This is a genomic window from Cystobacter fuscus, assembly GCF_044360685.1.
Lineage (GTDB): Bacteria > Myxococcota > Myxococcia > Myxococcales > Myxococcaceae > Cystobacter > Cystobacter fuscus_C.
In genome coordinates, this window is sequence record NZ_CP043491.1 from 7,696,185 (window position 1) to 7,707,418 (window position 11,234).

Here is an 11,234-nt window from a genome sequence, read left to right on the forward strand (position 1 = left end):
GGGGCAGGCCCAGGAGAACCCATGCGCCGGGAGTGAGAGTGCCGCGAGGATGATACGGTCGGCCCCTCACCTTTTCGGAGGCATGCGTGGCATCACCCTGGGACGACTTCTGGCCGAAGTTCCTGCTCACCGTCGTGGACAAGGTGATCCTCGGTGGCGCCTTCGCTCTGGCCACCTATTTCCTGCAGAAGCGGCTGGAGGTCTTCAAGCGCGACCAGGCCCACGCCTCCGAGCTGGCCAAGTCACGCATCGCCGCCTACCACCGCGTGTTCGCGGCGGAGTCGGGCACGGAGTTCGCCCTGACCCTGGCGTGGTCCGCCGTGGGCCTGCTGGGCACCAAGACAGACGTGAGGGCGGTGACCGAGCAGCGGCAAGAGGCTGTCCGCAGGATGGATGACCTCCAGAAGCGCATCGACGGCTTTCAAGGCACGCTGGGGACGGAGCGTTATCTGATCGGCGACAACTTCGCTCGAGCCGCCCTCGTGCTCAATGGCGAGCTCACGCAGGCCCTGAGGTTCATCCAGAACTGCATCGAAAGAGACGAGGCCCCGGACAGACATGCGGTGGATCGACGCTCGCAAGCGATTCATCACGCCCGCCGTGCGCTCATGCTCTGCCTCCCGCCGTTCGCGAGGGCGCCCGCGGAGGATCTGCAATTCAGCGAGCCCGACGTCGACGACATCTACGCAGGGCTCACCACCCGGGTGCACCAGGCGCCGAGGAGCTGACGTCCCCGCGACCCGATTCGGCTCGCGGGGGACGTGGTTTCGACATTCTCGTTACGGCTTGGTGTAGCTGATACCCAGGCTGTAGCTGCCAGCGGAGTAGCCGCGCACCATGATGTAGGCCTTGGTCTGGCCCGCGGGCACGGACAGGGTGCACGACTCGGAAGCGCCGGAGAGGTACGGGCGGCAGGCGTAGGAGGAGGTGGTGGGGGCCGAGCCGAACCGCACGAACAGATCCGGGTCTCCCGAACCGGTCATGGTCACCTTGAAGGTGGTGCCAGCCACCACCGCGTACGGGCCATGATGGACCTCTTGGCTCTTGGCCACGCTGCCGCTGGCCGTCTCGGACACCGGAGTGCCACCACCCGTCGGAGGAGGCGGCTGGCTGCCCGGCGCACCGTAGAGGCTGACGGCGCCCTGCTGATCCTTGGCGGTGATGACCAGGTCCCCCGTCTGGCTGCCGTTGCAGTGCGGGTAGTGCATCACGGAGGCCGAGTCATACGCCGTCAGGACGCGCCAGTTGCTATCCTCATAGCAGCCGCCGCCCGCCTCGGGGCGGGTGTGCTCGTGGCGGAAGCCCAGCGTGTGGCCCAACTCGTGACGAAGCACGCCGGCCAGCGTCCTCGGAGCGAGGCCGCTGAAGGCGGTCTTGTCGATGAGGACATTGCGATTGGCGCGCGTATCATCCGGGAAGAAGGCGCGCGCCACGTACTGGCCTCCCGTGGTCACCGGCCGTACGTCGAAGAGGACGTTGGAGTTGCTGGCGGTGCAGCTGCCGTCCTGGGCGCTCACATGGATGAAGTTGACGTTGGTCACGCCTTCCCAGGCGCCGACGGCACTCGCCATGTCCTGCACCACACGGTCGTAGTTGGTGCCGAAGGTGGTGCTCACACAATACGTGAGGTTGAGCTTCTGCGTGTCGCTCCACTTCGTGTCCGATCCACCCACGGTGTTGAGGATGAGCTGCCCGCGCTTCACGTACAGTTCATAGAACTCACGCAGTTGCTTCTCATCATGGAGGGGAATGTCCCCGTCGACGATGAACGCCCCCTCGGGATCCACGTAGACCTTGGAGCTGAACTGCTCCCACGAGAGAGCCTGGCTCACCGGTTCGGTATCCGGCCCGGTGACAGGGAATTCATCGGCCCCGCCGCAGCCGACAGTGGCCAACAGCGAGAGCCCGCCAAGAGAGACAGCCATGAGTGATTTGGTCATGCGTCCGCCTTGAGCAGACATCGTGCCAACGCACAGACCCCAGGAATAGATGGAATAACAAGCGTGAGTCGGTGGATCCAGGCTCCATGGCGCATTCCGAGGATGTAAAGCGATTTTACATCCACCCTCCCATCCGCCACGATTCCAAGGGCTTTCTCGTGGGCTCGAGTGCTGTCCTGGATGAGGACATTCCTGTCCTCGTTCGCGACAATCGCACTACCAGGCTTCCGGAACGGCGTTTTGAGATTGTCTTATGAGGGGTTGGATTTTGAGTTGTATTACTGTCTTCTTGGATTGTGATTGCCTGGAGGGAAGCTGGTCTCTCGAAGTGAGGGAAAGAAATGAATCCGGAGTAAACGAGGACGAAATGCCTTCCGGGCTCGGGGACGCGGGAGAAGGCCTCGCCGCTGATGCCCACGCCGGTGACGAGGGCGCTCCAAGCGGAGACAAAGTGGCTATTCTCGCGGGCCACCCGCCATGGCGACTTTCCGATCAAGAGTGCCCCTCCCCTGGCTCCGGCTGATGCTGACGTTCGGCGCCTTGGGGGTGATGACCCTGCTGCTGATGCAGGTGCGGCTCCGCATCTATTCCAGGGCGGCCGGGCCCTCGCGGGACGCCGTGCTCTCGTTGGAGCCGCCGCTCCCGCCCTGGCTGCCAGCCCCCACGTCGCTCGACATCTCCGGACGCTGTGCCCCGGACATCCAGCGCATCGAGCTCTCCCTGGGGGGGAACCCGGTCACCACGGAGTGCGCCTCCGAGCGCTTCCACTTCCAGGGGGTAGCGCTCGCGCCAGGCCGCAACGTGCTCCAGTTCTCCGTGGGCACTCCCCCTCGGGTGACGGTACGGAGCGTCGAGCTCCTCGGCATCGAGCCCCCGCGCCGTGTCCTGCGCCTGCGAGCCGTGGCGGAGGGCGCCCTGCTGTACGTGGAGACCGTCTTTCCCCGGGAGCAAGCCTCGTCCCTGGGCCTGCTGGCGGACGACACGAACGAGGCCCTCGCCCGCTTGTTCCAATCCGTCCTCCTCAACGGCACCCCGGTCGACCGCCTCGTCCGGCGCGGGCCGCACGCGACCACCCTCTCCCTCGGCGCTTCCGAGGTCACGCTCTCGAAGTCCATCCCGCTGTCCCGCCGCGCCTACCCGGTTTTCGAGAGGCTGGTGCTCCGTTCGCGAGATGGCTTTCCCTTCTCGCGCGCCACGGACGAGTTCATCATCGAGAGTCCGGGGCTCGCGCTGCGCTCGGTGGCCCCTCTGCCAGATTCGCTGGAAGGCGGGGTCGGCAGGTGGAAGGGCACCGGACAGGCCCCTGGACGCGAGACGGAGCTCCGCCTCGCCTTCTCGGGCGAAACGACGCCCTTGGGGTGGGTGAGCCGGTTCTCCCAGCAACTGGCGCGGCTGCGTGCGGCCCTCCCCTCCTTCCTGCTCACCCCTGGCCCGGAGCTGCTCCTGCTCGTCGCGGCCTTCTTCCTGCTGGCCCACCGGCTGGCCCGGACCTCGCTCCCCGTGCCCTCCCCGGTTCCCAACCGTCTCGTCCAGCTCTTCGAGCCGGAGCTTCCCCGGGCCTGGCGCACGCGGCTGCTCGCGGAGTGGCTCGTCGCCTTCGCCCTGGTGGTCCCCCTCATCGAGCTGCTGCGCCCGCTGGTGGACCCGCCACGGCGTCTTCCCCCGGCCCTGTGGCCCTTCGGGGTGATGCTGGTGACGCTGGTCGGGACGCGGCTGGTGCGCGGGCGCTTCCCCGCCTTCCACTCGCGGTGGGGAGGTCTTCTCGCCGCTCCCTGGAGGGCCTCGGCCCTCCTGCTCGGGGTGACGGTCCTGCTGCCCACGCCCTCCGAGCACGCCCTCTGGGGGCTGCGGCTGTTCATGGCCTCCAGCCTGCTTGGGCTCTGCCTCACACCCTTGGTGCTCCAGCCCTCCGGCCGGGCCTCGCCCCAGGGGAAATGGAGCTGGTTCGTGCTGCCGGGGCTGATCACCTATGCCCTGTCCATGCCCGCCCTGCGTGCCCAAGCCGAGGCGTCCCACCTCCCCCTCGTCTGGGAGGCACTGCGCTCCTCCACGGCTCTTCCGGAAGTCCTGGGGCATGCCCTGTTCCTGGGGCTGCTGGCCTCACTCGCCAGTTCCGCCGAGCAGCGGGAGCCAGGGCCCACGCCGTGGGTGGGGGCTCTCCTCTTCGCGAGCCACGGAATCGGCCTGCACGACAGGCTGGGGGGATGGGCGATTCCCGCCCTGTTGGGCCTCGCGCTCTTTCCCACCGTCCTGCTGCTTCCACTCGAGCGACGCCAGGCCCTGCTCGCCGGACGGGACAAGGTGCTGTCCCTGCGCAAGCAGTGGCTGGAGGAGTTGCCCCTGGCGTGGCTGCAACAGATGCACGCCGCCCTCGAGGTGCTCGGCACGAAGTTCGCGAAGGGAGAGCTGTCGCTGGACGACTACCAGGAGCGTGCCTCGAAGCTCGAGCAGCGGATCGCCGAGGTCGAGAAGAACTTCTCGTTCGAGGGCACCCCGGCCAGGGACCTGGTGTTCGCGCATGGCCCCCTCGCGGGGGACTGGGAGAACGCGAAGCTGGCCATGCGCCTGGGGTGCCTCTTCTTCCTGCCGGTGACGCTGGCCTACACGGCGTGGGGGCTGACCCAGGCCTTTTCCTGGAAGGGTCTGGGCTTCCTGCTCATCTTCTACACGGTCAACGTCCTCGCCTCGGCGGCCCTGTTCGGGTTCTTCTTCTCGGGCCTCCGGGGACGCACGGGCCTGCGCAAGGCGCTCTGGCTCTGCCTGGTGACACAGCTCTGTCTGCTGCCCTCGTGGCTGGAGGTACTCTCGCGCACGAACGATCTCGTGCTCTTCGTCTTCTCCATGCTCCACTCGGTGATGATCTTCCTCCTGCTGGGGCTGTGCTTCGACGTGTGGGTGGCACGCGCGGCATGGGGAGAGCGTTTCCGTTGGCGCGCCTTCCTCGGGTTCGCGGGCCTCACGACGGTGACCGCCTCCCTGTCACTGCTCGGCGCGAGCCTGGCCACCACCCTCGGCGCGGCGCTGACGGGACAGCTCTCCAAGACGGTCGTGCAGTTCGTGGGCATGGCCGTGGGGGGCGTGACTGGGGGCGGAGGACCCGCGCCCTGACCCGAGTTGACCGGTCCATCCACACGCCCGACCGATCTTCGTCGCCCCGCACGGAGACGGGGTGGTGGGCTACGCGGTGCCGCAGCGCACCCAGCGTGGGCAGGGAATCCGGCGCGAGTATATGGGTATGCCCAATCATCATTGGCCGAGTGCCCGGGACGCGGCTTGACTGACGGTGGATCCGCGGCTCGGGAGCGAGGCTGATGTCAGAACGAAAACCCATCTACACCACCCAGAGTGATCAGGACTGGGCCGACCTGCTGTCGCCCGGACGGCGCCAGTTGCTCGTCAACACCGGACTGGCCGCCGCCACGCTCGTCTCCACCGCATTCTCCGCCGACGCGCTGGCGGCCGAACAGGTCAGGTTGACTCCCGGTGCGACGCCACCACCGGCACCGCCTCGCCCCACGCCGGGCAAGAGCCCGTGGGGATACGAAACCTACAAACAACCCACACCACGCCCGGTCAGCCTGCGCCCAGGAGAGAGCACGCTGCCCACCACGCCGCGCCGGTACACCGACATCAAGAGCTACCACGCGCACGTCTACTTCGACGAAGACACCCATGAAAAAGCGGCACTGATCCGCAAATGGACGGCCGAACGCTTCAACGTCGAACTGGGCGACTGGAACCTGGAACCTCGCGGCCCGCATGTCACGCCCTCGTTCTACTTCGGCTTCACCAATGACCTGGTTCCCATCATCATCCCCTGGCTGCAACTCAACAGCCTCGGCCTGACCATCCTGTTGCATCCCAATACAGAGGACCCGCGCTCGGATCATCTGTACTACGCGCTATGGGTCAATCGCTCGCAGCCGGTCAACGCCTATCACTGGCCGAAACCGGAACCGGGCAAGGAACCCGAGATCGAGCAGATCTACCCCAACACCCGGCCCAGCGTGAAGCTGGAGAGCTGAGCGTGACGTGTCATCCCAAGGACGCGAGGCGCGACACCGCGGTGAACTCGGACCACGAAGGCACGGCCCCCCAGTCCACCTCCTCACCCGCCAGTGCCCTGCGCACGTCGAGCGGGTCGACCCGCGGTGCCAACCCGGCGATGAAATCCATGGCGAAGTTGCACAACACCTGGTCGCGGCGAAGCACGATCCAGGTGGTGCAGACCGGTAGCAGGCCCTCGATGGAAATGACCTTCAGGTCACGTGCGTCGTCGGCCAGCACGGCCATTTCCGCCAGGATGCCCACCCCCAGCCCGGCCCGCACGTAGGTCTTGATCAGGTCCGCGTCCAGCGCCGTGCAGGCGAGCGTGGGCGCGTGACCAGCGAGCTGGAAGGCCTGGCGCAGGGAGGACTCGGGCCGCAGCGCCGATTCGTAGGTCACCAGCGGCCAGGCGGCGAGAGCGGCGATGGTCGGCGGCCGCTTCAGCCTGGCCAGCGGATGACTCCTGGGCACCACCAGCACCCGTTGCCAACGAAAAGCGGGAACCGCCACGCAGCCCTGTGGCGTGCCCACGGCACTGACGATCGACAGGTCCACCTCGCCCCGTCCGACCCACTCCAGCAGGTTCTTCTCATCGGCCGGGAGCAGGTGTACCGCGACGGATGGATAGGACTGGCGCAGGCGAGCCACCGCCGAGGGCAACACGAAGCGCGCCTGGGTGTGCGAGCTGGAGATGCGCAGCTCACCGCTGTTCTGGTCGCGGTGGTTGGCGGCCAGCGCGAGGATGTTGGCCTCCTCGAGGACCATCAGCCGCGCCCGGCGCACCACCTCCTGGCCCGCGTCGGTCAGATGCTCGAGATTCTTTCCCCTGCGGGCGAACAGCTGCAGACCGAGTTCGTCCTCCAACAGCCGGATCTGCTTGGAAATACCGGGCTGGGTGGCGTGAACGCGCTCAGCCGCGCGGCTGATGTTGAGGCCGGCGTCGACGATGGCGATGAGGTAGCGGAGCTGGGTGAGCGTCATGACTTGCCTTGATGGGGTCAGCGGGAATCGGCACGAGGGAGCTCGACCGCCGACAACACCCCATGGGGACGGCCTTCCCGCCCTCTTCGAAAAACGCCTGGCTCAAGACGGCCTTCCTCACCGCATCGTGGATCGGACGTCGACCCATCCGCGCTCACGATACTTGCAACATCCGAGGGAAAATCAAGGTGGCAAAGGTACCGGAACGAGTCCTTTGACACCTTCCCCAGGTGGCCTACGTCACTTCGGACGCATCCTGGAGGGCGCGCACGCTCACCGGGACGTGCTTGTGGTACGGCGTGCGCGAGAGCGGATCGCAATGCTCGCTCGCCGTGAGGCGATTGATCTGCGGACCGTTCGGCTCGCCCCCGCGGTAGCGCATGCCGTATCCGTGGGGAAGGATGGCCATGCCTGGACGGAGCATCTCGTCGAGTTCGATGGTGACGGGGATCTCCCCCGTCGCCGAGGTGCACAGGGCTCGCGCGCCTTGCCGCAACCCAAGCGCACGCGCGTCGTCGGGGTGCATCCGTAGGGCACCGTCGAGGTCGGTCTTCCGCCACGCCGGATCCCGGTAGATCTGGTTCGCGTTGTAGCCCCGGCGCTCGCCAGCGACCAGCACCAGGGGGTGGTTCGCCAGGGGTTCGTCACGAAGCGCGTGAAGCGCCTGGAGCATCTCGGGGATGTCGAAATGGATGCGCCCGTCGCCGTGCCGGATGAACGACCACGTGTCCTCGAACTCATGCCGGGTGACCAGGGTCCCCTCCGCGCGCTCCAGAATGGCGTGGAACAACGACACGCCCAGCGTGAGCCGGTTGCCCCGGTGCCCGGCACGGCGCACGGCGGCGGGCTCCCGGCTCGCCAGCTGGAGAGCCAGAGCGAGCAGCGGCGCCGCCGCTGCGGGTGGAACGCGCGAGGCGCTCGCGCGGGGGGTCCGGAGCGTTTGTCCCAGGGTGCGGTAGATGATGGACGCGGCGAAGGGCCGAAGGCGGGGCTTCTTCACCAGCAGGGCGCCCATCGCCGCGAGGAAGACGAGGTGCTTCGTCGCCGCGGGCTCGCGCGTGGCGATGCGCCGCAGCAGCGGGAATGACGCCGGGAGCTCACCCATCGCCTCGAGCAGGCGCGTGTAGATCTCTGGCTCCGGCAGGGCCTCCGCCCGCGGCGGGAACAGGGGGTGGCGCAGGTGGAACGCGTTGTCCGGGAACTCGAGGTTGAAGCCGGTGCACTCCCACTTCTCGAACTGCGTCGCCGCGGGCAGCACGTAGTGGGCGAGCCGGGCGGTTTCCGTCATGGCCACGTCCACGACGACCAGCAGCTCGAGCTTGGAGAAGGCCCGCTCATAGGCGGCGGTGTTCGCGCCCGTGAGTGCGGGGTTGGCGCTGTCGACGAACATCGCGCGGATGCGGTCCTCTCCCTCGTGCTCGATCTCGCTCGGCAGGATGTTCGGCGGGTAGAGCCCGGCGATGGGGTGCATCTTGTGATGGGCCGTGCGGGGGTGCCGGCTGTCCCGCTCGTCGGTGTGGCCGAGAAATGGGAGGAAGAACGAGTGGAAGTTGTTCCCGCCTCGTTTGCCGAAGTTGCCGGTGACGAGGAACAGCAGCTTCTCGAGGTAGGAGTTGAGCGTGCTGTGGAGGCTCTGTTGCAGGCCGAGGTCGATGCGCACACAGGCCGCGCGGGCCTGGGCGAAACCCCGGGCCACGCGCTCGACGTCGGCGAGGGGCACGTCGGCCCGGCGGACGTAGTCCTCGACTGGAATCGAGCGCAGCTCCGCCTCCAACGCGTCGAAGCCGGTGCAGCGCCGCGCGAGGAACTCGCGGTCATGCAGGCCCTCACGCACGATGATGGCGAGGATGGCCGCCATCAGGAAGGCGTCGGTGCCGGGGCGAAGCTGCAGGTGCACGTCGGCGAGGCGCGCGGTCTCCGTCTTGCGCGGATCGACCACCACCATCTGGCGCGCGGGATCCTTCTTCAGCTCGCGCAGGGTGTCGCGTGCGTTGGGGATGCCGTGCGCCTGGAACGGGTTGGTGCCGATGAACAGCACGAAGTCCGCGTGCTCCACGTCCTCGGTGAGATGGCAGCGCTGATCACCGAAGAGCCGTCCATTGACCCAGAAGTCGCCCGTCTTCTCCTGCGCGAGGGCGCTGTAGACGAAGCGGCTCTTCATCGCCTTCGTGAGCTGCCGGCTGTAGGCGCCGCCCAGGTGGTTGCCCTGGCCACCGCCGCCGTAGAACGCGAACGCCCGCCCGCCGTGCCGTTCGCGGATGGCGATGAGGCGCCTGGCGATGTCCGCGAGCGCCTCGTCCCAGCCAACGCGGACGAAGGAGCCATCCGGCTCGCGCCGCAGCGGATGCTCGAGGCGGTCCGCGTTCTCCTGGTAGTGCTGCAGCCGCGCGGCTTTCTGGCAGAGGTAGCCCTTGGAGACCGGGTGCGCATCGTCACCGCGAATGCTCGTGAGGCGTGAGCCGTCGACTTCGACGCGGAGCCCGCAGTTGCGGGAGCACAGGATGCAGGCGGTCTGTTCGGTGGTCATGGGGCCCTTGCCGGAAGGATAACGATCGTTATCATGCCGAGGTCCCATGCGCCAATCCACTGAACAGAAGTCGAGAACACGAGAGAAGCTCGTGCGCGCCAGTGCATCTCTCTCCAAGCAGCAAGGATTCGCGGGCAGCGGCGTCGATGCGCTCGCGAGCGCGGCAGGGCTCACCAGCGGCGCGTTCTACCGGCACTTCGAAGGCAAGGGCGAGCTGCTGTCCGCCATCGTCGAGACGGAGCTCGAGACGACGCGCGAGCGCTTCGCCGCGCTCGAACCGCACAACGAAGAAGAGCTGCTCCGCGCCCTCGACGCCTACCTCAGCCTCGCGCACGTGCGGCATCCGGAGGCGGGATGCGTGCTGCCAACGCTGGCCTCGGAGATTGGCCGCGCTCCGGTCGGGACGAAGCAGGTGTTCGAGCGCGCTCTCTCGGAGTTGATGGCTGTTCTCTCCGAGAAGGTGGGCGACGCATCGGTCGCCTTCGCGCTGCTCAACCAGTGTGTCGGGGCGGTGATGATCGCGCGTGGTCTCGCGACGGACAACGCGAAGCACGAGGTGCTCACGGCCGCGCGCCAGAGCGTACGCGATGGCATCGCGTCACTCCGGAGGAGGCCCCCTCCAAAAGGGACGTCATGACTTCGAGCCGCATCGCGGCTCCCCGCTCCCCCTCCCCGCTCCTGAGTGTGTCCCCGCGACTCAACGCCTGTCGCCCAGCACGTCGCAATAGAAGGGCGGCGCGGCGCGCCAGTGCACCCCTCCAGACCTGGCGGATATCTACAATAATCACGGATAAAACTGCTTGTCTGCTTAAGAGGTTCTTAAGAAAGGCACGCTACCTTGGTTCGCATCCCCAAGGAGGCGGCATGAGTATCGATAACCACAGTCACGACAAGGGCCTTGAGCACGATCTGAGAATCCTGACGCGGCAACAGGATCGCAGACAAATCTTGCGATGGATGGCGGGCGCCACGTTCCTCGCGGGTTGCGGCGCCGGAACCGAGGGCCTGGGCCTCGACGGCGCCGGGGCCGAGGGCGCCGGAACCGACGGATTGGCGAGCTGCTCGACGATCCCCGAGGAGACGCAGGGGCCGTACCCGGGTGATGGCTCCAACGGGCCCAACGCGCTCACGCTGTCGGGCATCGTGCGCGGTGACATCCGCTCCAGCCTCGGCAGCGCGACCGGCACCGCAGCGGGCATCGTGCTCACGCTCAAGCTCACCCTGGTCAGCAGCACGCGCAGCTGCAGCCCTCTGTCCGGATATGCCATCTACCTCTGGCATTGCGACCGTGACGGCAAGTACTCGATGTATGACCTTCCCTCGCAGAACTATCTGCGCGGTGTGCAGGCGACGGATGCCAATGGCGTGGTGTCCTTCACCACCATCTTCCCCGGCTGTTACGCCGGACGCATGCCTCACATCCATTTCGAGATCTATCCCAGCCTCGCGAAGGCCACCTCCGCCTCCAACAAGATCAAGACCTCGCAGCTCGCCTTGCCGGTGGAGGTGTGCAAGGCGGTGTACGCCACCAGCGGGTACACCTCGAGCGCGAGCAATCTCTCCAGGACGAGCTACGCCCAGGACAACGTGTTCAGGGACGGAACGTCCCTGCAGATGGCGAGCGTCACGGGCAGCACCACGGCGGGATACATCGCCACGCTGCCAGTGGCCATCGCGGCGTAGCGCGCGGCGGGACGAGGCCCTGGGCATCCGTGCCTGAGCGGTGGCCATCGCTCAGG

Annotated in this window: 8 protein-coding genes; 5 read left to right on the top strand and 3 right to left on the bottom strand. The window is 67.2% G+C overall.

The annotated features are described in order from the left end of the window. Nucleotides 1-86 precede the first annotated feature (86 nt). Entirely contained in the window at nucleotides 87-728 is a 642-nt protein-coding gene (locus F0U63_RS31440; RefSeq protein ID WP_395835513.1) for a hypothetical protein, read from the top strand. A 51-nt stretch (nucleotides 729-779) separates the two neighbouring features. On the opposite strand, the gene F0U63_RS31445 is transcribed toward F0U63_RS31440, so the two are convergent. Beyond that, on the bottom strand, nucleotides 780-1,832 hold the full coding sequence (locus F0U63_RS31445; RefSeq protein WP_395835515.1) for a M57 family metalloprotease: 1,053 nt from the start codon (nucleotides 1,830-1,832) through the stop codon (nucleotides 780-782). A 606-nt stretch (nucleotides 1,833-2,438) separates the two neighbouring features. Here F0U63_RS31445 and F0U63_RS31450 point away from each other — a divergent pair. Together F0U63_RS31450 and F0U63_RS31455 are read left to right on the top strand one after the other, a co-directional pair. Next, a complete protein-coding gene (locus F0U63_RS31450; protein WP_395835517.1) occupies nucleotides 2,439-5,048 on the top strand; it encodes a hypothetical protein in 2,610 nt (869 codons plus the stop codon). A gap of 203 nt (nucleotides 5,049-5,251) precedes the next feature. Next, a complete protein-coding gene (locus F0U63_RS31455; RefSeq protein ID WP_395835519.1) occupies nucleotides 5,252-5,965 on the top strand; it encodes a DOPA 4,5-dioxygenase family protein in 714 nt (237 codons plus the stop codon). Between the two features lie 10 nt (nucleotides 5,966-5,975). Here F0U63_RS31455 and F0U63_RS31460 read toward each other — a convergent pair whose 3' ends face one another. Then, nucleotides 5,976-6,968 carry a LysR substrate-binding domain-containing protein gene (locus tag F0U63_RS31460; protein ID WP_395835521.1) on the bottom strand — a complete coding sequence of 331 codons (993 nt, stop codon included), beginning with the start codon at nucleotides 6,966-6,968 and terminating at the stop codon, nucleotides 5,976-5,978. A 235-nt stretch (nucleotides 6,969-7,203) separates the two neighbouring features. After that, nucleotides 7,204-9,495, bottom strand: coding sequence for a molybdopterin-dependent oxidoreductase (locus F0U63_RS31465; RefSeq protein WP_395835523.1), 2,292 nt, complete (start codon nucleotides 9,493-9,495; stop codon nucleotides 7,204-7,206). 46 nt (nucleotides 9,496-9,541) lie between these two features. Between F0U63_RS31465 and F0U63_RS31470 the strand changes: the two genes are divergently transcribed. Beyond that, the gene (locus tag F0U63_RS31470; RefSeq protein ID WP_395835525.1) at nucleotides 9,542-10,132 is read left to right on the top strand and encodes a TetR/AcrR family transcriptional regulator; all 591 of its coding nucleotides are present in this window, start codon (nucleotides 9,542-9,544) and stop codon (nucleotides 10,130-10,132) included. 227 nt (nucleotides 10,133-10,359) lie between these two features. Next, entirely contained in the window at nucleotides 10,360-11,178 is an 819-nt protein-coding gene (locus F0U63_RS31475) for an intradiol ring-cleavage dioxygenase (RefSeq protein WP_395835527.1), read from the top strand. Nucleotides 11,179-11,234: the final 56 nt, after the last annotated feature.